We start from the raw sequence: 26,889 nt of genomic DNA on the forward strand, positions 1-26,889 counted from the left end.
CAAACGAGGCCCGGGATCCGGGCCGTCACGTGAGGAGGTGCGCCGCCGATGACCGATGCGCTTTTCGACGACGGCGGGGACTGGGCCGCTGCGACCGGTTCGGTGGAGCTGCCGACGTTCGAGTTCACGCTCAGTTTCGGCGACACTTCGGCGCTGTCCTCAGGGGATCGCGCCGGCTGCGCCGCGGCGCAGTGCCCGCATCCGACGGCGCACCCGGCCGAGGAGGCGTGGGTGCAACTGGCGTCGGCGGTGCCGGTGGAGGGGCAGCGGGACCGGTTCAAGCCGCGGTGCGAGGGCATGGCCTACCCGACCGAGGAGGACTTCCGGGCGGCGGTGACGGCGGTGCGGCCGGCGGACGCGGACGCGTTCTCGTTGCAGCGCTTGCGTTCGGGTTGGACGGACGAGATCGGGTCGCGGCTGGGCACGTGGCCGGAGCGGTTCAAGTCGAAGCTGGCCGTGCTCGCCGACGGCTGGGCCGGGGAGGACTTCGACGCGTTCGCGGCGCAGGCCGGCGAGGCACGGGCCCTCGTGGAGGGCGCGCTCGACGACATCGAGGCCACCGTGGGCGAGCTGGCGAGCCGGGAGGCGGCGATGTACACGCTGCAGGGCGGCGATTCGGGCGAGATCCCGTATCCCGCACCGATGGTGGGGACCGAGGGCGAGTGGTCGAGCCTGGTGGCGCTGCATGTGCGTCCGGCCTGGTGGCACGGCGACTGCATCACGATGACCTGCGAGGAGGCCGAGAAGGCCCTGGAGTTGGCGGGGGCCGACGCCGGGCTGGCGACCGAGGTGCGGGAGTTCATCGAAGAGCGTGTGGGGCAGCAGCTCTCGGGGCTCGGGGCGCTGGTGGCCGACGTGCGGGCGCTCGTGGGCGAGGAGGCGAAGGAGGTCTTCGCCGAGCGGGTGGCGGCCGAGCTGGCGGCGTACGTGGAGCGGCAGGCGGCGATCGACGAGGCCATCGCGCAGAAGCGGGACGGGCAGAGCGCGGAGCTGGAGGCGGTGCGGACCACGGGCGAGGACCGCCAGTACCCGAGCAGTGCTGATGCGTCCTATATGGATCTCGTTGCGCCGGAGGCGGAGCAGCCCGCTGCTCCGGTCCCGCCGCAGGCGACGCAGGACCCGAGCCCGGTCCCGCCGGGCGGGGACGGGACGGTGCAGGCGGAGGCGACGCCTTGGGAGGCCGAGGAGGCGGACGAGGACCAGGAGGTCTCGGGCGGTCTCGCGAGCGGCGGCGGCTTCGGCGGCGGGACCAGAGGCACTGGCGGCGGCTCGTTCGGCAGTGGCGGACGCGTGGGCGGCGCAGTGCTGCCCGGTGCGACCGGCGGTGTGCCGCAAGGGCTGTTCGGCCCGGCGATGACCTCGCCGACGACCGCCGCCGCGACCACGGGCGCGACGAGCGGCGCGAAGGGCGGCGGGCTCTTCCAGAGCCAGACCCAGGCGTCCGGTGGTGCGGCGGGCGGCAAGGGCGGGAAGCCTTCGGAGCGTTCGGATGCGGACAAGAAGCAGGACGACGACAAGGAAGGGCCGCAGGATCTGGCGCGGCGCGAGACCGGGAACGTGTGGGGCTACGTCAAACCGAACGAAGACCCCTACAACTAGGCGAGTGGAGGCGGGACCATGGCGGATCGGGTGTTCGACCCCGAGGCGATCGGCGAGTACCGGGAGTTCCTGGTGGAGCTGATCGAGGAGCTGGAGAACGAGCTGCTGCCGGTCATGGCGACCGGCACGCTGAGCCGCGCGCCCGCGTTCGGCACCGCGCCGGGGGCGGCGAACGCGCTGGGCCAGTACCTCGAGTTCCACGAGGCGATGTGGCGGAACCTGCAGTACCTGCGCGGGACACTGTACGGCCTCGACGCGGCGCTCGCCGAGATGACCAGCGGCGACGACCAGGCGGCGGTGTACTTCGAGTTCGGGACCTTCGACCCGACGCCTTAGACGGCGGCACCCGGGTGTACGAGACCGGTTGCAGGCCAAAGAGGAAGCCTCCCGTCGCCGCGGCGACGGGAGGCTTCCTCGAGCAACGGGCTAGTCGCGCCGCCCAGTGTCCGAGAGGCTGTTGACGATGGCGATGATGATGAGCAGGATGACCAGGCCGACGCAGCCGACGCCGAAGACCACGACCACTGTCGAACCGCGCGAGTCCGAGTCGGTGTCGGAGTTCGAGCCGCCTCGGCGCGCTTCGAGGTCGCCGTCGGCGGCGGCCTCGGTCCAGTCGACGCAGGCGGCGCCCGATTCGCAGGGGTTCCCGGCCGCGGCGGCGCTGATGCCCGAGAGGCCGAGCAGTGCGAGGGTGATCAGAACGAACGTGGTGATGCCGATGATGAAATGCTTACCACGGAGGTACATGGCGGTCCTTTCCGTGCGCGAATGAATGCGGACGGTCCGCCGGATCGCGCTTTTCGGAGTCGGGGCCCGTCTCCGATTCCGGCGGTGTCCACAGGATCGTGCAACCGCGGCTCACGGATTCATCCCAGGCGATCGGAAAAGGGGAAAGGACCGTTCCATGATCACGGTTCCGGGTCGAGGACCGCATACTCCCATTCGGGCCCGTCCTGCAGATGCAAGGTGAGCCGTGCATAGTCGGCCTTGATCGGCGGCGAATGCGAACCGAGACCGAATTGCGCGATGAGGTCAGGTGCATGGAGCAGTACCGCCGCATTGATCGCCCGCAGATAATCGCCCATGCCTGCCCGGCTGCGCGCGCGGCCGTTCCACAGCAGGACCGCGCCGATCAGCAGGCCCGGCCACCAGACCGCGCCGAGCGCCGCGTACATGAGGCCCCAGCCGATCATGACCGCGCCGCCTCGGAGACCGGACCGTGCCAGGACGACCTCGCTCCGTGACGCGTCGGGCAGCGAGAGCCACAGCACCGGCCAGACGGTCGCCAGGTCGATGTCCCTGTCGCGCTGGAGCCGGTGCCGTGCCCGGCTGAACATGTCGACCAGACGCTCGCGGCCGGGCGGCACCCGGCGCGGATTCGACCCGGAAGACATACGCCCCCAAGGGAAGAAGGTGCGCTGCGCCCCTTTGAACCAGTGCCGTTCAAGGGCCCGGCCGATCGCTTGCGAAGAGGCCGCGGCCGCCATCGCGGCACCGATCGCCCCCGCAATGAGCAGTAGGGCCGCGCCCGAGCTCAGATGCTCCAGCCCGGACGCCGCTTCCGCCATCGCGCGCAGCGCCGCGAAGTCCAGCGCCCCGCCGTGCCCAACCGTCACGGCGACCGCCGCCACCGCCAGGAAGACCAGGCCCGGCAGTGCCGCCGTCGCCGCCCAGCGTTCGCCCATGCGACCTGCGAGGTCACCCAGAAACGAGGTCACCGTCGCTCCAACCCAGTCGCCCGCTCCAGCGCATCTCCGCACCCGTCAGGGCGCAGCGCGGCCGCAGACCCTCCTCTCCGGACTGCGACGGAACCGAACGGGAGCAGCGTTCCCCCTCTGGACGCGGGCATGCGAAATACGGCCGCATGCGCGCGCCGTCCGCGTCGCGCGGGAACCCGCCCATCGGCTCGGGCGCCGTCTCATCCGGCCCCCGGCTCCCCCCGCCCGCCCAGGCCGTATGGGTCTTCAGTCCGAGATCGACTTCAATCCGCTCAAGTATCAGAGCCGTCTCCTCGGTGCCTTCACGCAATTGGGCGATCCAGTCCGTGGCGTCTTTCTGAAGGAGCTTCCGGCTCATCGAATCGGCATTGCCGCAGACGAACGCCAATCGTTCGGACAGCAGATCTTCCATATCGCTCATATTCGCTCGCATTCCGGGGGTGAGGGAATCTGCACATATGCTACCGCCGACGCGCGACATCACTGCGTACCAAGATCATTCGCATCGCCTGAGACCCGTCCTCTCGCCATCCGCGGCTATCGTGGATCAATGAACCCCTCATTCGAACGCGACAGGATCGTCGCCTCTCTCCGGGCCGAATCGACGCGTATCATCGCCGCTGCCAACGACGCTGCGGCGGATCGGGAAGCCGCGAGACTGCGCGAACAGCTTGAGTACTCCTCCCAGGACCAGCCCGCGCTCACCGCCCTCGCGTGGCACCACTGGCTGCGCGTGTGCACCATGTCCCAAGGTGCCGAAGGCGACCGCGACGCCGACTTCGCAGCCATGGCGACCGTGCTCCTTCCCTGCCTCCTGCTCGCCGAGGACATCGCCGACCTTCCGGCCGCCGCGCTCTCGGTACTCGCCGAGCGCATCCCCGACCCGATCGCGGCCCGCCGCGAGCTGGGAGCCCCTGTGGACGAATCCGACCCGAACGAGGTCGCGGCCCTGCACATGCGCATGCTCCAGGTGACCCCGCCGGCCTCCCCGCACTTCCTGCCTCGGTTGAAGGCGGTCCGCGACGCGCTCAAGCAGGATTTCGCCCGGACCCACGACCCGGAAGTCCTCGACCGGCTCGTGCTCGTCACCTCCGGCTCCATCGGCGCGGTCCCGCCGGGTCACCCGGGCAGGGCCGCTGTGCTCACGTTCGCGGCCGGTGCCGTGACGCAGCGCTTCGAAAAGGGCACCGCCCAGGACGGCGACCTCGACGCCGCCGTCGACTGGTCCCGGGAGGCCTTGGCGCACACCGAGACCGGTTCGCTTCAGCGCCACCGCACGCAGGCCGCGCTCGCCGCCGCGCTCAGCTACCGTGCCCAGCACACCGGGCCGTCTCCCCACGCTGCCGCCGACGCCCAGGAGGCGGTCCGCCTGTTCCGCGAGGTCGAAGCGTCCGAGTTCGAGAACCCGCGCCGCCTTCCTTCAATGCTCGTTATCGCGCTCCTGCTGCTCCCCGACAAGGACGCCGTATTGGACGAACTGCTCGACGCGCTCGAACGACTCGCGGCGGACGACCGCGACCCGGCCGGACCCGAGCTCGTCCCCGCCGCGGTCGCACAGATCGCCACCGAACTGACCGCCACGGGCGAGTTCGATGTCGCGCGAGTCGCCGCCTTCGCCCGCCGCGCACTCGACCTGCCCGGCCTGGACGAGGAGACCACGCAGGCGCTCCGTATGGCCCTGGAGCTCGCCGCGGCATATGAGTTCACCCGGCAAGTCGCCGCACCACCGCCCGGAACGACGCCCTCGCTGCCCGAGATCGGCGATCTCGATCGGCTCGGCGACCTCCTCGGCCGCTTCGGCGCCATGGTCGGTGACGACCCCGAGATGAGCGGCGAAGCGGCCTTGATGCTCAGCGAGCTCAACTCGCTCCGCGGTGTCCTCAGCGAGACCGACCCGGAGCGGCAACTCGACCTGTTGATAGCGAACTGCCGCTCGGCACTCGACGCCATGGGCGTCGAGGATCGCGTCGCTGGCCTCTCCGAGCTGGGCGACCTACTGCTGCTGCGCTTCGCGAGAGACGAGACCCGGTTCGCCGATCTTGACGAGGCCGTTGCGCTGCTCGGCGAGGCGATGGCGCTCGCCGCGACCCCTGAGGACTCCCGGAAGGTCGCCGTGAAGCTGGTGATGGCCTTGGTAGTCCGCTACCACCGGAGAGGCAACCCGGCCGATCTCGATCAGGCTTCGGCGCTCGGGAGGGAGTTCGGCGTCGACGGCCCGCTCGACGAGAACGCGGTAGCCGATCAGCTGGCGGCCTTCAGCAGGATCGAACTCCCGCCTCCCGGATTCATCCTGCAACCGAGCCCTTTCAGCCCCAACGCCGCTGCCGCGCAATTGCTCCCCGAGCATGCCGCGCACCTGGAGTCGCTGCTGGGCTTGGCGGGTTTCACCGCCCCCGCCCCGGATGACGACATCGCCGAGGGCCTGGGCATGGTGCCGAAGGACGTCCTCCAGGCGATGTTCACGGGTCTCGGCGACCTTTCCACCCTCTTCGAGGGAGGCGATGGCGATTTCGAGGAGTCCCTGGCAGTCATCGACCGCCGACTCGCGGAGTTCCCCGAGGACAGCTACAACTACCGGCTGATCGCGTTGGCCCGGTTCATGGTCGAGATGCAGCGGGCGATCGCAACCGAAGACCCCGACCGCATCGCGGCAATCATCGAGGCCGGCACCGAGCTGCTTGAAAACGGCAGTCTCCCCGAGAACGTCAAGCCCGCGCTCAAGCTGACGATGGCCCATGCACAGCGAATGCTGCTCCAGATCACCGAACGCGACGGCCTCGCCGATCGTCTCGGTCAAGCTCGCGAACCTGAAAGCCTCGCCGTCCACCTGAAGAACCAATACGACGTCGTGTCCAATCTCGCGATCGCACCCGCGCTGCGGATCCAGTCAGCACTCGCCGCCGCCAAGTTGGCCAAGGAGGCGGGCCGCGTGAAGTCGGCGGGGCCGTTCCTGGCGATGGCGGTGTCGATACTGCCGTTGGCCGCCGCGCGGCACGTCCGGCCCGATCGCCGCCTGGAGTACCTGCGGCAGTTCAGCGGCATCACCGCAGACGCGGTCGCTCTGGCGCTGTCCTCGACTTCGAAGAACGCCCCCAGCACCGCTGGAGTGCTGCGCCTGCTCGAAGGCGGCCGAGCGGTGCTGCAGAACCAGATCATCGGCTCACGTCGCGAACTGGACGACCTGCGCCGCACCGCACCCGAACTCGCGGCACGCTTCGAAAGCGTTGCTGCGAAGCTCAACTCCGATGATGCGGCGGCCTCGGCGCCGGTCGACCGCGAGTGGCGCCACCGCGCCGCGGAAGAACTCAGGGAGGTCACCGTCCAGATCCGGGCGGTCGAAGGGTTCGCCGATTTCGATGAACCGCCGACCGTCGAGCGGCTGCGCCAGGCCGCGGGCGAGGGCCCGATCGTGACGTTGAACCTCAGCCGGTTCGGCAGCCACGCACTGATCGCCCGGACCGACGGCATCGAGCGGCTGCCCCTGCCGGAAGCCGATCTCACCTCCTCCACCGCGATGGTGAACCTCTTCATCAGAGCTATCGAGGGGCTCTACGGTCCCGACGCGGAGGACTTCGAGCTGGCCGACCGCCACCAGCGCCATGTCCTGGGGGCCCTGACCTGGGTGCACAACGCGATCACCGGGCCGGTCCTGGACCATCTGGGGTCCGATCGGCAGGCTCCGGAGGACTGCCCGCGGCTGTGGTGGGCGCCGGGCGGATTGCTGGGCCTGCTGCCGCTGCACGCCGCGGGGGACTACGACGCGCCTGACCCGGTGCTCACCGCCGACCGGGTCGTGTCGTCGTACACCCCGACGATCCGGCACCTGCTGTATTCGCGTTCGCAGGCCGCCAAAGCCGGAACCGCAGGGCTGCAAGGCTTCGCGGCGGCCGTCGAACGCACGCCCGGCGGCGGGTACGCACCGCTGCCGTACGCCGGGGACGAGGTCGCGCGGCTGCGGCGTTCGGCTCCGGGGGTGTTCAGTGGCGTTCTCCTGAACGAACAGGCCGATCGCGCCGCCGTCTTGGAGCGCTTGGAGCACAGCGACATCGCGCATTTCATCTGCCACGCCCGCAACGACGCGGACAATCCCGCCGCCAGCGGGATCGTGCTGCACGACCACGGCACCGCCCCCCTGACCGTGGGCGACCTCTCGCAGCTGCGCCTGGAACGCCGCCGACTCGCCTACCTCTCGGCGTGCCGCACCGCGCAGGCGACTTCCGCAACGCTGCTCGACGAATCCCTGCATCTGGCGGCGGCCTGCCAGGTCGCTGGGTTCCCGTACGTGGTCGGCACGCTGTGGCCGGTGCTCGACCGGCATTCGCCCGAGTTCGCGGAGCGGTTCTACACAGCGCTCGGCGAAGGCGGCGGGTTCGACCTCGGTCGCTCCGCCACGGCAGTCCACAAAGCACAGGCATTGCTACGTTCCCAAGGGCTGGAACGGGCCCCGCACATGTGGGCGTCCTGGCTGCACTACGGGGCCTGAGCCGAACCGCGCGGCGAGCGCAGACTCGGAACGACGTCCGCCCGCGCCTTTCGGCGCGGGCGGACGTCTGTCGTGACCGGTGAGCGTGCGCTCCCGGTTAGAAGGCCTCGTCAGGGAGGTCCATGGCGGTGAGGTCCGCGGCCTCGACGACCTTGCGGTCGGCGGTGAGGCGAGGGAGGACCTCCTTGGAGAAGAACTTGGCCGCCGCGACCTTGCCGCGGTAGAAGTCGTCGTCCGCGCCCTCGTCCAGCTTGTTCTGGGCGATCTCGGCCTGCCGCAGCAGGAGCCAGCCGACCAGGAGGTCGCCCACGGCGAGGAGCAGTCGGCGCGAGTGCAGCCCGGCCTTGTACAGCTCGCGGGGCTCGTCGCCCATCGCGGCCATGAGCGCCGGCTGGAGCGCCTCGAGGATGCCCTGCACGTCGCCGAGCGCGCGCAGCACCCGGCCGCGCACCTCCTCGAGCTCCGCGTGGCCGTCCTGCGTGGACTCCATGATCTCGCCCGCGACGACCATGAGCGACTCGCCGTTGTCCTTGATGATCTTGCGGAACAGGAAGTCGAGGCTCTGGATCGCGGTGGTGCCCTCGTACAGCGTGTCGATCTTGGCGTCGCGCACGTACTGCTCGAGCGGGTAGTCCTGGAGGTACCCCGAGCCGCCGAAAGTCTGGAGCGACTCCTCGCTGAGGATCTGGTACGCCCGCTCGGAGCCGCAGCCCTTGACGATCGGCAGGAGGAGGTCGTTGACCTTCTTCGCGGTCTCGGCCGCCTCCTCGTCCCCGGCGATCTCGGCCAGGCGGGACTTGTCCTGCCAGGAGGCGGTGTACGCGACGATCGCGCGCAGGCCCTCGGCGTAGCTCTTCTGCATGAGCAGCGAGCGGCGCACGTCCGGGTGCTTGATGATCGGCACGCGCGGCGAGGCCTTGTCGGCCGACTTGAGCAGGTCAGGACCCTGGATGCGGCTCTTCGCATAGTCGAGCGCGTTGAGGTAGCCAGTGGAGAGCGTGGCGATCGCCTTGGTGCCCACCATCATCCGCGCGTACTCGATGATGAGGAACATCTGCCGGATGCCCTCGTGCTTCTCGCCGAGGAGCCAGCCCTTCGCGGGGGACTTCTCGCCGAAGGTGAGCTCGGCGGTGGCCGAGACCTTGAGGCCCATCTTGTGCTCGAGGTTGGTGACGTTGACGCCGTTGCGCTCGCCGAGCTCGCCGGTGGCCGGGTCGAACAGGTACTTCGGCACGATGAACAGGCTGAGGCCCTTGGTGCCGGGTCCGCCCACACCCTCTTCGCCCACGGGCCGGGCCAGGACGTAGTGGATGATGTTGTCGGTCATGTCCTGGTCGCCCGAGGTGATGAACCGCTTGACGCCCTCGATGTGCCAGGAGCCGTCGGGCTGCTTGTAGGCCTTGGTGGTGCCCGCGCCCACGTCCGAGCCCGCGTCGGGCTCGGTGAGGACCATCGTCGCGCCCCAGCCCTTCTCGACGAAGAGCTTGGCCCATTCCTGCTGCTCGGGAGTGCCCTCGAGGTGCGCGGTGTGCGCGAAGGAGGAGCCCGCGGCGTACATCCACAGCGCGGGGTTGGCGCCGAGCACGAGTTCGGCCAGCGACCACCAGAGCATGCGCGGCGCGACGGTGCCGCCGAGGACCTCGGGCAGGTCGAGGCGCCAGTACTCGGCGTCGATGAACGCCTTGTAGGCCTTCTTGAACGACTCGGGGAGCGTCACCGAGTGGTTCGCCGGGTCGAACACCGGCGGGTTGCGGTCGCCCTCTACCCAGCCGCTGGCGAGCTCGTCCTGGGACAGGCGCGCCAGCTCGGTCAGGATCTCGCGGGCGGTCGCCACGTCGAGGTCGGCGAAGGCGGGATCGTCGAGAATCTTGTCCGCCCCGAAGACCTCGAAGAGGTTGAACTCCAGGTCTCGAAGGTTGTGGCGGAAGTGCGTCATTGCGGGTCCTCCATTACTCGGTGGTAACCCTCATCATATTACCCGTCAGTAGCAACCTCAAGTATGCCGCGCCGAAACCCTCGGTGAAAGTGTCTTCAGCAGGAAAATCCAGTCCGATTTCCGACTGCCCCGGTCCGGCCCGTTCCATCGATCGGGTGAGCGTTGCGGCCTCCGGGCGGCACCGCCGTAACCTGCGCACCCGTGCCTCGTTGAACCTGGTGACCGACCGCCTGTGCGAACCCCCGGGAGCACCCCATGATCCGAGCCGTCGCCGACCGCATCGCCTCTCGCGCGCGACCCTCCTATATCGGACGCCACCGCCGCGTCCGGCCCGTCCTGCACCGCGTCTTCCGCGTCGCGGTCCCCGCGATCGCCGAAGAGGCGGCGCAGTGAACTTCCGCCGCCTCCCGCTCCGGTTCACCAAGCGCCGCAAGGCGATCTCCCGCATGCGGCACCTGCGGCGCTGCCGCCTCGTCAAGCCCGAATAAGCCCGCTCAGCCGGTGTCCGGCCGGTAGTCCAGGAGCAGCAGCGCGATGTCGTCGGTCAACGGGCCGCCCACCCACCGGCGCAGCGCCGACTCCAGGGACGCCAGGCCGTCGCCCACATTGCCGTGCCCGATGAGGCTCCAGGCCCGCTCGCGGATCGGGAAGAACTCCCCGTCCTTGCGCGCCTCCGCCAGACCGTCCGTGTACAGGAAGATCCGGTCCCCCGGCTGCAACCGCACCGTCAGCTCCCGCGCCGACGGGTTCAGCCCCAGCGGCGGCGCCATCGACTCCGGCTCGAGGTACGTGGCCACCCCGTCGCGCACCAGCATCGGCGGCGGGTGACCGCAGTTCATGATCTCCAGCGTCCCCCCGCGCTCCTGCATCAGGATCGCGGTCACGAAGTCCTCGTCCCCCGCGTTCCGCGCCACCGCGTGGTCCAGGTCGTTGACCATGCACCGCTGGTCGGAGCGCTCGAACGCCACATGCCGGTACGAGCCGAGCACCGTGGAGGAGAGCCGCACCGCGTCCAGGCCCTTCCCGCGCACGTCGCCGATGATGATCCGCACCCCGTAATCGGTGTTCAGGGCCTCGTACAGGTCCCCGCCGATCTCCGCCCCCGACCGCGCCGACACGTACCGGGCCGCGATGTCGAAGGGCCCCAAGCGCTCCCCGATCGGCCGCAGGATCGCCTGCTGCACGACCGACGCCAGCTGCGTCAGCCGCTTCATCCGCTCGTCGTCGCGCTCGCGCACGATCGCCACCGCCGCCGAGATCACCACGGCCACGGCCACGACCAGGAAGTCCACGCCGTGCGAGGCCACGCCGCTCATCGAGAAGTCGTACAGGATCCAGAGGTAGGCGAAGGCCGCCCCCATGCTCGCGAGCCCCACCCCGGCCACCCACCGCCACGGCAGGAACGCGGAGGCCGCCAGCGGAGGCAGTGCCAGCCACGAGACCGCGTGCGACTCGTCGCGCACGGTCAGGCGCAGCCCGACCAGGACCACCACGACCGCGAACGCGGCGGTGAACGCCGTCCGCACCGAGGGCGCCGACCAGCCGTTCCAGCGGTCAGCGCGGGCCATCTGGGCCCTCCGTCGCTGCACAGTGCGCATATGGGTGAATGCCTCCTTCCTACCGGATCGCGGCCGGGTGGCCCGCGCGTTCGCAGAAGCTCCCGCACGGATGCGGGCGCGGGCGGGCCCGAACCCCCGGGCGCGCCCGGCCGGGGCCGGAGGGATGCGCGCGCACGCGTGCGTTCGAAGGCGACGTGGTGCCCGGAACGCCGGACCCGATACGACCATCGCCGATGTGAAGATCGTAATGGTCGCGAGCGCGATACCGGCCGTGGAGGACGCCACCGGAACGGTGAGTGCGAAGTCTGTGCGTTCGGTCGGCCGCAGCCGCCGAACGGGCGGTTCGCGCCTCGGCCGATCGGCCGGTTTCCGCCCGCTTTGCACTGGGCTTTCGCGTGATGCACGGCGCTGGCACGGAACGAGTGCGCCATGTCAGAGTTGAACGCGTGCAGTTCACGCTTTCGAGGACCCGGTTCGACAGCCCTGTGGCGCAGTTGCTCTGCGCCGAGATTCAGCAGGAGTACGTCCGCCGATACGGTGGCGGCGACGAGACGCAGCTGGGCGAGGACGACTTCCACCCGCCGAACGGCGACTTCATCGTGGCCTACGACGAGGCCGGGGAGCCCGCCGGCTGCGGCGGCTGGCGCAGCCATGAAGAGGACGCCGAAATGAAGCGCGTCTATGTGCGTGAGAGCGCCCGGCGCCAGGGGCTCGCGCGCCTCATCGTGGCCGCCGTGGAGGCGTCCGCCGCGGCGGCGGGCCGCAAGCGGGTCATCCTCGAGACCGGCCCGCGCCAGCCCGAGGCCGTCGCGATGTACGGCGCGCTCGGGTACACGCCTGTGGACCCGTTCGGGTTCTACGCGTGCACTGACGGCTCGATCCACCTGGGCAAGGAGCTCCGCTCCGAGCGGCAGTAGGTCCGGTACTCGACGGCTCCCGGCCGGACAGGCGTTCGCCTGTCCGGCCGTTTCCGTTGCCCTGAGCGACTATTGCGACTATTCAGTGAAATATCTTCTTTAAGCCGCAAGCAACCGTGAATCTCTCTCACTGCGTCTTTCGGTCTAGGACGGCCAAACGGGCCAACCCTCACATCCACCCCGAAAGGATGCACAGTGGACAGAAAGAGGAAGCAACTGATCCGTCTCGGCGCAGGAGTCGCCGCAGGTCTCGGCGCCGCCGCCATCGCGTGGACCGGCTTCGCCGCCAACGCGGAGCCCGCCGCCCCCAACGGCGACTTCGAAGCCCAGATCATCGGCGGCGGCGACGTCGCCGAGGGCCAGTACCCGTGGCTGGTCGGCCTCGGCTCCCCCGGCGAGGGCACGGCGTACGAGCGCCAGTTCTGCGGCGGCTCCGTGATCGCCGAGGACGTGGTCCTCACCGCCGCCCACTGCGTCGAGGACGCCGCCGCCGCGGACCTCGTGGTCTTCTCCGGCGCGATCGACCTCGAGTCCGAGGACGTCGTCGAGACCGCGGTCGCGGACCTCCACGTCGCCGAGGACTACAACGACCCCATCGCGATGTCGAACGACTGGGCGCTGCTCAAGCTCGCCGAGCCGGTCGACGTCGAGCCGATCGCGCTCGGCACCGAGCCCGGCGAGTTCGACCTCCTCGAGACCGCGGGCTGGGGCAACACCGGCGAGGGCTTCCCGACCACCGCGCAGTGGGTCGAGGTGCCGTTCGTCAGCGACGCCGACTGCGAGGCGGCCTACCCCGATGAGGTCGACGCGCAGACGATGCTGTGCGCCGGCGACCTCGAGAACGGCGGGATCGACTCGTGCCAGGGCGACTCGGGCGGGCCGATCATGAGCCCCGCCGGTGAGGACCAGGTCCTGGTCGGCATCGTCAGCTGGGGCTACGGCTGCGCCGAAGCCGGCAACCCGGGCGTCTACGCCGAGGTCGCCGACTTCAACGACGCCATCGACGAGGTCCTGGCGGGCTGGGAGTAGCACCCGCCGCCACGTTCGGGCCGTGTGGCAGGCGGCCTGATCACGGCTGAGGGGGCCGGACGATTGTCCGGCCCCCTCAGCTCATCGGAGCGGATGACGGGAATCGAACCCGCGCTCTCTGCTTGGGAAGCAGAAGTTCTACCATTGAACTACATCCGCAAATCTCCTGGTCAGAGCAGTTTTCCAACCTAGCCGACCACAAGCATCGCCAAGTATAGTACGGCCTCCGGACAAGACCTGCCCGACCCTTCCGGCCGCAAAATCGCACTCTACCAGTCAAGCGCCTCCGGAACGCTCCCGAAAGCCTGTGCCTCATCCTCCGTCGCTGGCTGCGACGTGGCGGGCAGATCGCTGCCGCCTCAGGCGGAAGCTCCGGACCCTTGACTCACGGCCCAAGCCACACGCGCCCGCGCACGCACGTTCACGGCGGCTATGAGGTCTGCCGGGCCAGCGAGCCTGCATCCTCCACATTCGAACTGGTCTCTCGTCTTGCGGTTGCCTCGCCCGGTGTGATGGCAAAGCGGGCACATCTGACTCGTATGCCGTGCATCCACCTCGATCACCGGCACGCCGGCGATCTGCGCCTTGTAGGCGATGTACCGGCCAAGCTGGCTGAACGGCCAGTTGGAGATCCTGTCGCGCTGGGACCGGTTGAGCCGTACCCGTTCGCGGATGCCCCCGAGTTCTTCGAGAGCGATACCGCGGCCGGTGCGTTCGGCCTCCGACACGATTTCCTTGGCTATCCGGTGATTCACATGCGAGTTGTGGCGACGCTCTTTTCGGTTGCGCTGTTTGAGCTTGCGCTTCGCGGCCTTGCTCGACTTACGCTGCAGGTCAGCCCGTACCCTGATCTGCCTGCGACGGTAGCGCTCCAGCTCCTTCCCCTGGAAGTTTCGGCCGTCAGAGGTCGTGGCGAGATTGACGATCCCTCGATCCACCCCGACGAAGTCGACGGGCTCGATCGGCTTCGCCTCAGGAACCTCTACTGCTGCAGCCAGGTAGAAATTGCCGTCGCGCTCGATCAAGGCCGATTCTCCCTTGCGGCACTTCGACAAGAGGTCGATATCGCGCTTGGAAGCCGCGAACTTGATCCCTTTGCGACGCCCCTCCACAGTCCAGATCGACACGGTTCGCGCCGAGTAGTCCCATGAGAGGCACCGATCGTCGTAGGCCTGCGCAGCTCCGGAGCGGAACCGAATTGGCTTCGCAAACGCCCTGGCCTTGCGGCGGCCGCGCAACATCCCAGCGTCGACTTGGCCATACAAGGTGGCGTAGGCCCGGGTCACCTTGCCGATCACCCGCACCGCGGCTTGGGCGCCGAGACCGGCATGCCGCAGCTGTTCGTATACACGCGCGTGCAGTACAGCGAGTCGCTCGATCCGACCCGTGCCCCGATCGCGATGGCGGTAGGCGACATCGGCTACGAGACCTGCAAGTTCGTTGCAGCGGGACAACGTTTCGGCCAGGGTTGCCCGTTCGGCCGCCGTCGGCTGAAGTTTGACCATGACCGTCTGTTTCATGTCTCCAAGGCTAGATATGGGGTACGACATTTCCTTCACTCAGCACACGCGCGAGCGGTAACAGAGACCCTCTTCACATTCCTGATGGCCGCAGGTAGTATGACCGCATCGAAAGTTTCCGGTACTTCCTCCGAAAGTTTCGGTCAACCCTTCATCCCTTGAGAGGACGAGCAACGATGCGAAATCCCCTGATCCGGCCTCGAGCGCTGGTGGCGGCCGGTGCCGCGGTCGCGCTCGCGCTGACCGCCGCCGCGTGCGGCGACAGCGGCGAGAGCGACGCCGATCTCACCTGGTGGCACATCCAGAACCAGGACCCGCTCATGTCCACCTGGCAGGAGTTCGCCGACGACTTCGAGGCCGAGCACGACCTCACCATCGACGTGCAGCCCATCGAGAACCAGGCGTTCAAGGACCGCATGGGCACCGCCGCGCAGTCGGGCGACGTGCCCGACATCTTCCACACCTGGGGCGGCGGCGTCCTCGCCGAGCAGGTCGAGGCCGGCCTCGTGCAGGACCTCACCGGCAAGCTCGACTGCATCGACCAGATCAACCCGATCGCCCTGGAGCCCTACACGATCGACGGCAAGCTCTACGGCATGCCGTTCGACGCCGGGGTCGTCGGATTCTGGTACAACATGGACCTCTTCGCCCAGGCCGGCATCGACCAGCCCCCGGCCACGTGGACCGAGTTCCTGAGTGCCGTCGAGGCCCTGAAGGCCGCCGACATCACGCCGATCGCCCTCGCCGGCGCCGACAAGTGGCCCGGCCACTACTACTGGACCTACCTGGCGATGCGCACCGTCGGCCTCGACGGCCTCGAATCCGCCGCCGCGGCCGGGGACTTCTCCGCCGAAGGCTTCGTCCAGGCCGGACAGATGGTCGCCGACCTCGCCGCCCTGGAGCCCTTCCAGCCCGGCTTCGAATCCGCCGTCTACGGCGAGGCCGACGGCCAGTCCGCGATCATGGGCGAAGGACTCGCCGCCATGGAGCTGATGGGCCAGTGGGCCCCGCAGGCCCAGCGCGACAACTCCGGCACCGACGGGCCCGAGAACCTCGGGTTCTTCCCCTTCCCCACGGTCGAGGGCGGCGTCGGCACCACCACCGAGTGGCTCGGCGGCGGCAACGGCTACGCGGTCGCCGCAGACGCGCCCGACGAGGCCCTGGACTTCCTGTGCAACTTCATGGAGCCCGAGAACTACTCCCGCGCCATCACCGAGGGCAACCTGACCCCGGTCGCCGCCGACCCCGCGTCGGTCGCGCCCGAGCTGAACGAGGACAGCCAGAAGGTCGTCGACGCGCTCGCCGGCGCCACCGGCACGCAGCTGTACCTCGACCAGGCGTACCCGCCGGCCATCGGCGGCGTCATCAACGACGCCACCGAGGGGCTCCTCCTCGGCCAGCTCACGCCCGAGGACTTCGTGGCGATGGTCAACGAGGCCTGGGCGGCTGAAGGGTGACACTCAAGGAGCCCCTTCGGGACTCCCCGGTAACGGGGCGCCCGGACCGGCGCGCGGGCTTCGGCCCGCGCCGCCGGTCCGGGCGCCCCGGCGCGGGGACGCTCTCGTCGTTCATCGTGCCCGGCCTGATGCTGTTCCTGCTGTTCGTGATCCTGCCGGTGCTGTTCGCCGCGTACGTCTCGTTCTTCCGCTGGAACGGTCTGGGCGGTGTGCCGACCGAGTTCGTGGGGCTGGAGAACTTCCAGGCCCTGCTCAAGGACGAGGTCTTCCTGGGCGACCTGTGGCGCCTGGGCCTGATCGTGGTGCTGTCGCTGCTGGTCCAGCTGCCGATCTCGTTCGGCCTGGCGATGCTGCTGCACCAGCGGTTCCCCGGGCGCACGGCGTTCCGGCTGCTGTTCTTCGTGCCGTACGTGCTCACCGAGGCGGTCACGGCCGTGCTGTTCCGGCTGGTGTTCTCGCCGCGCCGCGGCTTCGCCGACTCGCTGCTGGGGAGCCTCGGCATCGACGCCGAGATCGGCTGGCTGTCGGACCGCGACATCATCATGTTCGTGGTGTTCGGCATCCTCACCTGGAAGTTCTTCGGCTTCCACATGATCCTGTTCCTGGCCGGGCGCCAGAACATCCCTGACGAGCTGTACGAGGCCGCGGCCATCGACGGCGCCACCAGGGGCCAGGCGTTCCGGAACATCACGCTGCCGCTCATGGGCCCGACCGCGCGGATGATCGTGTTCCTGTCCGTGATCGGCGCGGTGCAGTTGTTCGACCTGGTGTACGTGCTCACCGGCGGCGGGCCGTTCCACGCCTCCGAGACGCTCGCGATCACCATGTACGAGCAGGGCTTCCAGCGCAACCAGATCGGGTACGCGTCGGCGCTGTCGATCGCGATGTTCGTGATCAGCCTCGTGTTCGCGCTGCTGTACCAGCGATTCGTCCTCAACCGCGACCTCCAGGGCTCGCTCACCACCTCCGGGGGGACCCGCTCATGACGGTGACCATCCGCAGCGCGCGGATCCTGCGCCACACCGGTTTCTACATCGCCGCGTTCCTGACGACGGCGTTCGTGGCGACGCCGATCCTGTTCGCGCTCCTCGGCGGTTTCAAGGACAACCAGCAGCTCCGCGAGAACGCGCTGGGCCTGCCGAACCCGTGGAACACCGGGAACTACACGGACGTGCTCGGCTCGGGCACGTTCTGGCAGCAGCTCTTCAGCTCGGTGTTCATCGCACTCGTGACGACGTTCATCGTGGTCATCTGCTCGGCGATGATCGCGTTCGTGTTCGCGCGCTTCGCATTCCGGGGCCGGGAGGGGCTGTTCACGCTGTTCGCGGCGGGGATGATGTTCCCGTTCGCGGTGGCGGTGCTGCCGCTGTTCATCATCCTGCGGACGTTCGAGCTGCTGAACAGCCCGTTCGGGGTGATCCTGCCGCAGGCGGCGTTCGGCCTGCCGCTGACGATCATCATCCTGCGCACCTTCTTCCGGCAGATCCCGGGCGAGGTCGAGGAGGCGGCGACGATCGACGGTGCGGGGCCGTGGCTGTTCTTCACCCGGATCCTGCTGCCGATGTCGCGGCCGGTGCTCGCCACGGTGTCGGTGCTGGCGCTGGTGGGCTCGTGGAACTCGTTCCTGCTGCCGCTGGTGGTGCTCCAGAAGTCGACGTGGTGGACGCTGCCGCTGGGTGTCACCCAGTTCAGCGGGCAGTTCGCTTCGGACACTGCGAGAGTGCTGGCGTTCGTCATGCTCGCGATGCTCCCGGCGCTGGTGTTCTACGCCTTCGCCGAGCGGCATCTCATCAGCGGCCTGACCGCGGGCGGCACCAAGGGGTGACTGACCGGTTCCAGACGGGCCCGGGGTGTTTCGACACCCTGGGCCCGTCGCCGTTTTTCGGCAGACCAGCGGCGGGAACCGATCCGCGGGGCGCGGCGTCCGAATAGGCATGAAGACCAGACTCCTCATTACATGCGCCTCGGCGGCGGCACTCGCCGCAGCGAGCGCGTGCACCGAAACCCCTGACAACGAAGCGGCGCCCATTCCCTGGGTGCCCGTATCCGCGCAGCTCGCCGCGTTCGACTCCTGCGACGACGCGCTCGAAGGCATCCAGGACGCGGCGATCACCGCATTCGAGCACTACGAGTACGACGCCCTGTACGCCACCGAGGAGTTCGCCGCCGGCGACTCGGCGCGCGAACCCGGGGGCACCCCTGAAGGCGAGGCGCAGTCCACTGGCGACGACGCGTTCTCCGAGACCAACAATGCCGTTGCGGGCGTAGATGAACCGGACGTCGTCAAGACCGACGGCACCTTCATCTACACCGTCACCGACTTCGACGCCCTGCGGGTGGTCGACACCCGCTCGAGCGAGGTCGTGGCCGAGCGGCCGACCGAGGACGACGCCTGGGGCCACCAGCTGTTCCTCGGCGACGACGAGCTGCTCGTCATGTCCGCCTTGAGCATCGAGCGCGGCGACGAGTGGGTGAGCGAGTTCCGGCTGGAGCGCCTCGACCCGCGCACACTGGACGTGCTCGACACGTTCACGATGGAGGGCGCCATGGTGGACGCCCGGCTCGTGGACGGCCAAGTGCGCCTGGCGATCGGCACCGAACCGCAGATCCAGTTCGTGTGGGAGCAGCTGCACACCGACGACCCCTCGGACGAGGACATCGCCGCAGCCGTGCGCGACACCGAACTCGCGGACTGGGTGCCGTCCTATGAGGTCAACGGCGCCGCTCACGAGGTCGACTGCGGGTCGATCGCCCACCCCGAGCGGTTCACCGGCTCCTCGGTGAGCGTGCTCGCGCTGCCCGCCGACGGCGCCTGGACCGAGGCCGCGCCGCAGACGGTGATGGTCGACGGCTCCACGGTTCATGGCACGAGCGACAGCCTCTACCTGGCGCACTACGACTACGCGTGGAGCGAGGACGGCGACGAGGCGGCGCAGGCCGAGAGCGAGATCTACCGGTTCACGTTCGCTGACGGCGAGGCGCGCCTGGTCGGCGAGGCGGCCGTGCCGGGGACCCTGCTCAACCAGTACTCGCTGAGCGAGTACGACGGTCACCTGCGGGTGGCGACGACCGAGCTGCCGTCCAGCGGCGGCTGCGGCCCGTTCGACTGCATCTGGGGCAGCGGCCAGACCGAGGAGGGCGAGCCGTCGAAGTCCACCGTCACCGTTTTCGCGGTCGGCGACGACGCCCTCGAGGAGACCGGTTCGGTGACCGACCTCGGTGTGGACGAGCACATCTACGCCGTCCGCTTCCTCGGCGACACCGGCTACGTGGTGACCTTCCGCCAGACCGACCCGCTGTACACGATCGACCTCTCCGACCCCGAGAACCCTGTCGTCACGGGAGAACTCAAGATCACCGGCTACTCCGGCTACCTCCACCCGGTCGGCCCCGACCGGCTGCTGGGCGTCGGCCAGGAGGCCGACGAGCAGGGCCAGACGATGGGCCTGCAGGCGAGCCTGTTCGACACGGGCGCCGACGAGGCCGCCGTCCTCGACCAGTACTTCCGCGCCGACGCCGAATCCTCGGTGCAGTGGGACGCCCACGCGTTCCTGTACTGGGCTGACGCCTCGATCGCGGTGGTCCCGGTGGAGAACTGGGACATCTACGACGGCGAGATCGGCGCGGTGGTGCTCGACATCGGCGACACCACCCTGACCGAGGCCGCCTGGATCGAGCACAGCGAGGCCGAGGACGACGCGTACGGCTACGGCGCGCAGATCATGCGCACCATCGTGATCGGCGATCAGCTCTGGACCCTCTCCAACTCCGGACTCCAGTCCAACCAGCTCGGCGGCTCCTACGAGACCACCGCCTGGGTCGCCTGGTAACCCGACCTTCCTCCGGAGCCGGGGGAAAGAACAGGGCCCGCACCGCTCATTCGGGTAGCGGTGCGGGCCCTTTCGCGGCCGATGCGGGCGGCGGGCCGTGCCGCCGCCCGCATCGGTCTCCGTGCGTTTCGGGAAGTGCAAGACCGCGTTCGCAAGCGCCCGGGGAATCGCCTGCCGATCAGTTCGATCGGGCGTTCCTGCCGACCTTCACGTACCGGGGGGCGTGGAGCGCGGGGCCGCGCTTGGCGCGCAGGACCTGGCCTTCACCGCCGGCCGACCAGGTGGGACGCGTGGGCCAGCGGCGCATCAGCGCGTTGCGGAGGTCGCGGCCGCGCACGTTGGCGATGCCGTTGCCGAGCAGCGCGGCCGCGAACAGTCCCACCGAAATGGACATCACGATCAGTGAGGCGGTGCTGTAGCGGGCGAACACGTCCTCCGAGCCCAGGCCCTTGCCCTGGCCGACCATGTAGGCGGACAAGCTGAACACCAGGCCGATCCCCGAGAGGGCCGCGCCGATCAGCGCCAGCGGGTGCATGCGCCGCTGGGCGTGGTGGGCGAGGAGTGCCTCGTCCGGGCGGCCGGCGCGCGGGTCGGCCAGCTTCTCGAGCAGTTCGGCGCGTTCGGCACTGCGCTGCCGCCAGTCGAGCAGGACGCCGACGACCGCGAGGATCGCGGCCAGGGGCAGGAGGACCGCGAAGATCACGAAGCCCCCTGCGAGGAGGCGTTCGATGAACGAGTTGTAGGTGACCTCGTCGCACTCGCGGCCACCGCTGCCGGGGACGGTGCCGCAGCGCATCGACACCGACGCCTGCATCGCGACGAAACCCAGGACGAGGAGCAGAGTGGCGCCGTAGAGGAACCGGTCGGCGAGGGTGAAACCGTGGAGCTTGGACCGGCCCGGGCCCCGGAAGGAACGCTTCCAGGCGGCGGCTTCGTCGCTGGAGTTCCAGTTCGCGGCGATCAGGGCCTGGCGGCGTTCGTGGGCGGGCGTGAGCCACTTGGGGCCCGCGAAGCCGAGCAGGGCCATGAGCACGGCGTAGGCGATGAGGAGCCAGAAGAGGCGGAGGTCTTGGGAGTTGCCGCTGCCCTCGGCGATCTCCATGCCGAGCCCGATGATCCCGAAGAGTCCGGCCGTGCCGCCGGTGCCCCAGGCGAAGTACGTCAGGTGCTTCGCCGGTTCGCAGGTCACGGAGGCGACCTGCTCGGGAGGGGGGACCTCGTAGCGGGACGCGCCGTGCGCGGCGGCCTTGACGAGCGCCCGGGACGTGGTCAGCTCGCGCAGAAAGCACGTCAATGCGAAAGCGCCCCATGCGATCAGCGCGAACACCATGAGATTGCCGGCGCTCATGCGGGAGAGGTCGTCGATGGCGTGCTCGAGCCCGGGATCGTTGAACAGGTGCTCCTCGGCGAGGATGCCGCCGATCATGATCAGGCCGAAGGCCGAGGCCAGACCGATCATGAATGCGATCAGCGCGCGAACACCGGCGCGTGCGACCTCGCCGCCGAGTCCGACGGAGTATTCGTGCCAATGCCACGACCGACTTTCGTCGCTCACCGAGGGCTCCTTATATTGAGGCGATTCACGCCGCATCGTACGGGAGGAGCGCCACCGGGAGGCGGCTGCAAGAGCCTCGTTCGGGTGACGCGGTGGCACGTCCGAGGCAGGCCTGCTGAGCTTGGAATCCGCGCCTTGATTTCGAGGAGTGCGGTTCGGAACTGCATCAGAAGGACGCGCGCCGCCGCCGGTCACGGCAGGACGCGGTCCAGCAGATCGAGTATTCGCGCAGCATGTTCGCCGGTCGGGTCCAGGTCGGCTCGGAAGTCCGCGACGCTGACGCCGAGGAGCCGCGGGGACCGCGCGAGCGGCTCCATCACCGCCGCGAGCTGGTCCCAGTCGAGGCCTCGCGACTGCGGATAGCTCACCGCGGGAAGCGCCTCGCCGTCCAGCACGTCGAGGTCCAGATGCAGCCACATCCGCAGATCGGGGTCGGGCGGCAGGGCGGCGGCACGCCGCCCCGCAGCCGCGGGGTCGACCGCGACGGCCGCGGCATCGATGCGGTGCAGCGCTTCGGGAACCCTGGCGAGCTCGCGAGCCGAGGCCGCGTCCAGGCCACTCGTGCGATGCCCGAGCATGACCACCGCGTCCGCCGGCACCATCGGCACCACTTCTGCCAACTCGACGAGCGGATCCGCGCCGTCGCCGGTGAGCACCGCGAGTTCCATGTCGGCCGTCTCCCCCGTTTCCGAACCCGCCCCGTCCGAGAAGTCCGGATGCCCGTCCAGGAACCACAGCCCCACCGGTCCCACCGATCGGCGCAGGGCCGGGACGATCCCCAGCAGGATGGAGCAGTCACCGCCGACCACCAAGGGCCGCTGGGCGGGCAAGTCCCGCATAGCGCGTTCCAGGTCTGCGGCGAGCGCGTGCGCCGCGTGCACCGTCTCCCGGAGGGCCAGCACCCCGGTGCGCACGTCGCGTTCGACGCTGTCGATCGCGCAGGCGGCATCGCCCAGGTCTCGTTCCACCATGGCGGCCAGGCCCGCCGCGCGCAGCGCCGCCGGAGCCGCCTGCTCGCCGCGGCCGGACCCCGAGCAGTCCCATGGCGCGCCCAGCAGGAACCAGTCATCGGTGATCATGATCGTCGCCCCTAGCGGTGTCGGGTCGGCGCTCAGGGTTTCCGCCCGATGACCTCCTAAACGGCGCTAGGCGGGATCGCTCAGGCAGCGGCCCGCACCGCTCGGTCGGTAGCGGTGCGGGCCCCTCACGGACGGCTGCTTCGGGTCGCTATTCGGCCCTGCGGATCTCGGTCAGGAGGCGGACGCTGCCGAGGCCCCACATGTGGCCCCAGAAGCTCGGGTAGACGCCGGGCGCCGCGGAGTCGCCGGACGGCCAGCCGGTCCAGACCGCGTTGCACGCCTGCGACCACGCGCCGTTGTACCAGATCGGGATGGCGGGCAGGTCGCGCATGGCGATGACCTGGAGTTCCGCGATGACCTCGGGGTAGCGCGGGTCGTCGGAGGGGAGCGTCGAGAGCTCCTGCGTGAGCTCCCAGGCGTGCTCGTCCTCCCAGCGGGAGAAGTTCGCGCGGTTCTGGTCGTCGCGCACCGGCAGCTCGAAGAGGTACTGGAAATGGCTCCACGGCGAGTTCGTGACGCCGCTGGCGTTGTTGATGAGCATGTCGAAGTCGCCGTTCACGCGGACGGCGTCGACCTCGGCCGCTTCGATGAAGCTCGTGGTGACGTTGATGCCCACGTCGTTCAGGTCCCTGGCGATCGCGGTGGCCGCGTCCTCCCAGTCGGTCCAGCCGGCCGGGACCACGAGCTGCAACGCGATCGGTTCGCCGTCGAGGGTCTCGACGAAGCCGTCGCCGTCCTCGTCCTTGTACCCGGCGGCGGCCAGGAGGTCGAGGGCGGTGTAGGGCTCGAACACGAATCCGTGCCGGCTGACCGCCTCCGCATCGTAGTAGCGCTCCCAGATCGGCAGCAGGCCCGTCGGGTGCGCCTCGCTCACCATGCCGCCGTAGACCTCGTCGACGATCTCCCCGGGGCTGATCGCGTACGCCATCGCCCGGCGGAACTCGGGGTCGTCGAGCGGCTGGCGCGTCGTGTTCGGGATGAGCATGGCCGTGTTCACCGGGGCCATGAACGGCGGCTTGTCGTAGAAGGTGCTGAGCTCCGGTTCGCCCTTGAGGAAGTCGTCGATGCCCGGCATGAAGTTGTTGGCGAGGTCGATCCGGCCTTCGATGAGGAGGTTGAGGATCTCGGCGTGGCCGGTCGTCACGAAGTCCACAATGTATCGCGGCTGGACCTCGAGGCCGAGCGCCTCGGTGGCCCACCAGCCGTCGCGCTTGACCCAGGTCACCTGGGTCTCGTCGAAGCTGTGCACCGAGTACGGCCCGGTGACCACCGGGTTCGGGTCGAGCGGGCCGGTGAGCAGCTCCTCCTGGGTGTACGCCTCGAACACGTGCTTCGGCACGATCTCGTTGGTGTACAGGAAGTTGTCCCACTCCTGCTGGCGCGCTTCGGAGAAGCGGAAGAGCACGGTCAGTTCGTCGACGGCTTCCGCCGAGTCGAGCCAGTCCCAGATGTTCGCGTACGGCACGCCGTCGATCTTGCCGAGCTCGAAGGTGAACACGACGTCCTCGGCCGTAAGGGGCTTCCCGTCGCTCCACTTGACGCCGCTGCGCAGCTGCACGCGGAACTCGCGCTCGGCGATCCACTCGCCGGCTTCGGCGAGCCAGGGGACGATCCGCTGCTCCACGGTGTCGAAGATGAACAGGTGCTCGTAGCCGAGGCCGTTGAGGCCGGTGACCTCTCCGGCGGAGATCGGGTTGAAGTCGCCCGGCGGGCCCCAGGCCGTGCCGGTCGAGTACAGGGTCTCGCCGCGCGGAAGGTCGCCGTTCGCGTAACGCCCGACCTCCGGGGCCTCGTCGTCGGTGCAGCCGGCGGCGGTGGCCAGGGCTGCCGTGGCGAAGAGTGCGGGTAGATGTCGCCTCTTGGTCATTTTCAGTGCTGCTTTCGATTCGAGGGATGACGCGCCTCGTCTGTCGCGATGGTTCGGTTCCTGACAGAGATCGAAGGCCGGAGCGGGGATCGAACACCGGGAGGGACGGCGTTCGCGTCCGGTCGGCGACGCTTGGGAGGCGCGGTCATTTCTAGGCCGGTCTGACGAAGGTCGGGTTCCGACCACAGACCGTGAGGAGCCTTCCCAGCGAGAACGCTCCGGATGCCGGTGCGCGAGGACGCGAGCACGTGCGGGATCGCCGCGCCGGAGAGCGCGGCCTCGCGATCCTCTCAAGCTATCGCAGGTCGCCAGTGGATACAGAACACCGAAATCCGGAATGACCGGCTAAGGCGCCCATGCAAAAGGCAGATAACGTGCAAGGTGGTGGAATCGCTCCCCCACGTCACGCGACTTCGATATGAAATTGAGACAGGCGACACTTTCGATGCCCGGAGTTTCGCGGAGATTGCACCGATGAGTCCGAATGCGAGCGGGGCCCGCGCCGTCGGCGCGGGCCCCCTTCCTGTTTCCCTCAGGTCTGCGGGTCTCGGCTAGCGGCCGAGGTTCTGGAACTTCCGGACGGCGAGCGGCAGGAAGATCGCGGTGATGATCACCGGCCAGATGATCGCCGCCATCAAGGCGTGCTGCTCGGGCCAGGAGTCGCCGACCGCGCTCGGGTTGCCGAAGAGCTCGCGGATCGCGGTCGCGGTGGCGGACACGGGGTTCCAGGCGGCGATGGCCCCGAGCCAGCCGGGCATGAGCTCGGGCGGGGTGAAGACCGAGGAGATCATGCCGAACGGGAAGGCGATCGCGAAGAGGTTGCCGGCCTGCTCGACGCTCTTGACCAGGAGGCCGAGCCAGACGCCGACCCAGATCAGGGCGAAGCGCAGCCAGAGCAGGATCGCGAAGGCGCCCAAGGTCTCCCAGAACGTGCCGTCCGAACGCCAGCCGATGACGAGGGCGATGAGGAAGAGCACGAGCAGGTCGATCGCGGCGTGGATGGTGTCGGCGATGTTGCGGCCGACGACGACCGCGGAGGAGGCCATGGGCATCGAGCGCACGCGGTCGATGAAGCCCTTGTCCTTGGCTTCGGCGACGGCCCAGGCGGTGTTGGTGAAGCCGAAGGCCATGGTCATGGCGAACATGCCGGGCATGGCGTAGGCGACGTAGTCGACGCCGGCGCCTTCGCCGGTGACGTCCATGGCCGAGCCGAAGACGTAGACGAAGAGCAGGACCATGACGATGGGGAAGCCGAGCTGCCAGGCGAAGTTCACCGGCTGGCGCACGAGGTGGGTGAACTCCTGGCCGACGATGGCGCGGTAGTCGTGGAGCGTCCATTTGAGCCGCCCGGCGAGGGTCTCGTCGGGGAGCGGGGCGAGTGTGGTCACTGGTCCTCCTTGGCGATGAGTTCGAGGAAGGCCTCGTCGAGGGTGGGTCGGCGCAGGCCGATGTCGGCGACGGTGAGGCGCTGGTCCTGCACTGCGGTGGCGGCGGCGGTGAGGGCGGGGACGGGGTCCTTGACGGGTGCGGCGACGCTGGAGGCGCCTTCGTCGACGACGGTCTCGCCGTCGGCCACGACCGCGATGATCCGCTGGAGCGCGGGGAGGTCGGCCGGGTCGGCGGCGATGATCTCGAGCCGGTCGGCGCCCATGCGGCGCTTGAGGCCGGCGGGGGTGTCGTCGACGAGGTTGCGGCCGTGGTCGATGACGGCGATGCGGTCGCAGAGGCGGTCGGCCTCGTCGAGGTAGTGGGTGGTGAGGACGACAGTGGTGCCGTCGGCGGCGAGGCCTTCGACGGCGTCCCAGACTTCGCGGCGCCCGGCGGGGTCGAGGCCGGTGGTGGGTTCGTCGAGGAAGAGCACCTGCGGGGCGAGGATCATGCTGGCGGCGAGGTCGAGGCGGCGCTTCATGCCGCCGGAGAAGCCTTTGGCCTGGCGGTTCGCGGCCTCGGCGAGGCCGAACTGGTCGAGGAGCTGGTCGGCGCGTTCGCCGGCGCGGGTCTTGTTCAGCCGGAAGAGCTTGCCGAAGAGGATCAGGTTCTGGCGGGCGGTGAGGAGTTCGTCGACGGCGGTCTGCTGGCCGGTGAGGCCGATGCGGCGGCGCACTTGGCGGGCGTCGCGGGCGACGTCGAAGCCGGCGACGGTGGCACTGCCGGTGTCGAAGCGCAGCAGGGTGCTGAGGATGCGGACGGTGGTGGTCTTGCCCGCGCCGTTCGGGCCGAGGAGGCCGAGCACCGTGCCGGCTTGGGCGGTGAGGTCGAAGCCTTCGAGCGCGGCGGTGTCCTTGAATCGTTTGCCGAGGTTGGTCGCCTCGACGGTGGTGGTAGGCATTGAATGTTCCC

Annotated in this window: 21 protein-coding genes and 1 tRNA gene; 10 read left to right on the forward strand and 12 right to left on the reverse strand. The window is 69.2% G+C overall.

The genetic code is table 11. From position 1 onward, the window contains the following. Positions 1-48 precede the first annotated feature (48 nt). Both AB0I03_RS09025 and AB0I03_RS09030 read left to right on the forward strand, forming a co-directional pair. Complete coding sequence (locus AB0I03_RS09025; protein ID WP_360408911.1) at positions 49-1,599, forward strand: hypothetical protein; 1,551 nt, start codon at positions 49-51, stop codon at positions 1,597-1,599. 18 nt (positions 1,600-1,617) lie between these two features. Then, positions 1,618-1,935: a hypothetical protein gene (locus AB0I03_RS09030; RefSeq protein ID WP_360408914.1), complete on the forward strand. Its 318-nt coding sequence runs from the start codon at positions 1,618-1,620 to the stop codon at positions 1,933-1,935. A gap of 90 nt (positions 1,936-2,025) precedes the next feature. On the opposite strand, the gene AB0I03_RS09035 is transcribed toward AB0I03_RS09030, so the two are convergent. The 3 genes from AB0I03_RS09035 to AB0I03_RS09045 form a co-directional block, all read right to left on the reverse strand. After that, complete coding sequence (locus AB0I03_RS09035; RefSeq protein ID WP_360408917.1) at positions 2,026-2,346, reverse strand: hypothetical protein; 321 nt, start codon at positions 2,344-2,346, stop codon at positions 2,026-2,028. 161 nt (positions 2,347-2,507) lie between these two features. After that, positions 2,508-3,317 (reverse strand): hypothetical protein, encoded by an 810-nt coding sequence (locus AB0I03_RS09040; protein WP_360408920.1) that lies wholly within the window; start codon positions 3,315-3,317, stop codon positions 2,508-2,510. After that, positions 3,298-3,729 (reverse strand): hypothetical protein, encoded by a 432-nt coding sequence (locus AB0I03_RS09045; protein WP_360408923.1) that lies wholly within the window; start codon positions 3,727-3,729, stop codon positions 3,298-3,300. Before AB0I03_RS09045 ends, AB0I03_RS09040 begins: the two co-directional genes overlap by 20 nt. A gap of 138 nt (positions 3,730-3,867) precedes the next feature. Between AB0I03_RS09045 and AB0I03_RS09050 the strand changes: the two genes are divergently transcribed. Further along, positions 3,868-7,800: a CHAT domain-containing protein gene (locus AB0I03_RS09050; protein ID WP_360408926.1), complete on the forward strand. Its 3,933-nt coding sequence runs from the start codon at positions 3,868-3,870 to the stop codon at positions 7,798-7,800. 97 nt (positions 7,801-7,897) lie between these two features. Here the strand turns inward: AB0I03_RS09050 and AB0I03_RS09055 are convergent, their stop codons facing one another. Beyond that, complete coding sequence (locus AB0I03_RS09055) at positions 7,898-9,736, reverse strand: acyl-CoA dehydrogenase (protein WP_360408929.1); 1,839 nt, start codon at positions 9,734-9,736, stop codon at positions 7,898-7,900. 255 nt (positions 9,737-9,991) lie between these two features. On the opposite strand from AB0I03_RS09055, the gene AB0I03_RS09060 reads away from it, so the two are divergent. Beyond that, on the forward strand, positions 9,992-10,129 hold the full coding sequence (locus AB0I03_RS09060; protein WP_360408932.1) for a hypothetical protein: 138 nt from the start codon (positions 9,992-9,994) through the stop codon (positions 10,127-10,129). Between the two features lie 101 nt (positions 10,130-10,230). Here AB0I03_RS09060 and AB0I03_RS09065 read toward each other — a convergent pair whose 3' ends face one another. Continuing rightward, the gene (locus AB0I03_RS09065) at positions 10,231-11,304 is read right to left on the reverse strand and encodes a PP2C family protein-serine/threonine phosphatase (protein ID WP_360408935.1); all 1,074 of its coding nucleotides are present in this window, start codon (positions 11,302-11,304) and stop codon (positions 10,231-10,233) included. Positions 11,305-11,741: 437 nt separating this feature from the next. Between AB0I03_RS09065 and AB0I03_RS09070 the strand changes: the two genes are divergently transcribed. After that, entirely contained in the window at positions 11,742-12,212 is a 471-nt protein-coding gene (locus tag AB0I03_RS09070) for a GNAT family N-acetyltransferase (RefSeq protein WP_360408938.1), read from the forward strand. Between the two features lie 195 nt (positions 12,213-12,407). Beyond that, entirely contained in the window at positions 12,408-13,241 is an 834-nt protein-coding gene (locus AB0I03_RS09075; RefSeq protein ID WP_360408941.1) for a serine protease, read from the forward strand. A gap of 88 nt (positions 13,242-13,329) precedes the next feature. On the opposite strand, the gene AB0I03_RS09080 is transcribed toward AB0I03_RS09075, so the two are convergent. Next, positions 13,330-13,400: transfer RNA gene (locus AB0I03_RS09080), tRNA-Gly, on the reverse strand. Between the two features lie 200 nt (positions 13,401-13,600). After that, positions 13,601-14,761, reverse strand: coding sequence for a transposase (locus tag AB0I03_RS09085; RefSeq protein WP_360408944.1), 1,161 nt, complete (start codon positions 14,759-14,761; stop codon positions 13,601-13,603). A 176-nt stretch (positions 14,762-14,937) separates the two neighbouring features. On the opposite strand from AB0I03_RS09085, the gene AB0I03_RS09090 reads away from it, so the two are divergent. From AB0I03_RS09090 to AB0I03_RS09105, 4 genes are all read left to right on the forward strand, one after another. After that, entirely contained in the window at positions 14,938-16,218 is a 1,281-nt protein-coding gene (locus AB0I03_RS09090; protein ID WP_360408947.1) for an extracellular solute-binding protein, read from the forward strand. Continuing rightward, the gene (locus AB0I03_RS09095) at positions 16,215-17,204 is read left to right on the forward strand and encodes a sugar ABC transporter permease (RefSeq protein ID WP_360408950.1); all 990 of its coding nucleotides are present in this window, start codon (positions 16,215-16,217) and stop codon (positions 17,202-17,204) included. Before AB0I03_RS09090 ends, AB0I03_RS09095 begins: the two co-directional genes overlap by 4 nt. Further along, positions 17,201-18,043 (forward strand): carbohydrate ABC transporter permease, encoded by an 843-nt coding sequence (locus tag AB0I03_RS09100; RefSeq protein ID WP_360408953.1) that lies wholly within the window; start codon positions 17,201-17,203, stop codon positions 18,041-18,043. The genes AB0I03_RS09095 and AB0I03_RS09100 overlap by 4 nt, the downstream gene beginning before the upstream one ends. 109 nt (positions 18,044-18,152) lie before the next feature. Continuing rightward, entirely contained in the window at positions 18,153-20,048 is a 1,896-nt protein-coding gene (locus AB0I03_RS09105) for a beta-propeller domain-containing protein (RefSeq protein ID WP_360408956.1), read from the forward strand. Between the two features lie 178 nt (positions 20,049-20,226). On the opposite strand, the gene AB0I03_RS09110 is transcribed toward AB0I03_RS09105, so the two are convergent. The 5 genes from AB0I03_RS09110 to AB0I03_RS09130 all read right to left on the reverse strand — a co-directional run bounded on the left by AB0I03_RS09110 (position 20,227) and on the right by AB0I03_RS09130 (position 26,878). Next, positions 20,227-21,603: a hypothetical protein gene (locus AB0I03_RS09110; RefSeq protein ID WP_360408959.1), complete on the reverse strand. Its 1,377-nt coding sequence runs from the start codon at positions 21,601-21,603 to the stop codon at positions 20,227-20,229. Between the two features lie 191 nt (positions 21,604-21,794). Continuing rightward, entirely contained in the window at positions 21,795-22,682 is an 888-nt protein-coding gene (locus tag AB0I03_RS09115) for an arginase family protein (RefSeq protein WP_360408962.1), read from the reverse strand. Between the two features lie 148 nt (positions 22,683-22,830). Beyond that, positions 22,831-24,549, reverse strand: coding sequence for an ABC transporter substrate-binding protein (locus AB0I03_RS09120; RefSeq protein WP_360408965.1), 1,719 nt, complete (start codon positions 24,547-24,549; stop codon positions 22,831-22,833). A 551-nt stretch (positions 24,550-25,100) separates the two neighbouring features. Then, complete coding sequence (locus AB0I03_RS09125) at positions 25,101-25,937, reverse strand: ABC transporter permease (RefSeq protein ID WP_360408968.1); 837 nt, start codon at positions 25,935-25,937, stop codon at positions 25,101-25,103. Beyond that, the gene (locus AB0I03_RS09130; RefSeq protein WP_360408971.1) at positions 25,934-26,878 is read right to left on the reverse strand and encodes an ATP-binding cassette domain-containing protein; all 945 of its coding nucleotides are present in this window, start codon (positions 26,876-26,878) and stop codon (positions 25,934-25,936) included. Before AB0I03_RS09130 ends, AB0I03_RS09125 begins: the two co-directional genes overlap by 4 nt. Between the last annotated feature and the right edge of the window lie 11 nt (positions 26,879-26,889).

The organism is Glycomyces sp. NPDC021274 (genome assembly GCF_040641195.1).
Taxonomy (GTDB): Bacteria; Actinomycetota; Actinomycetes; order Mycobacteriales; family Micromonosporaceae; genus Glycomyces.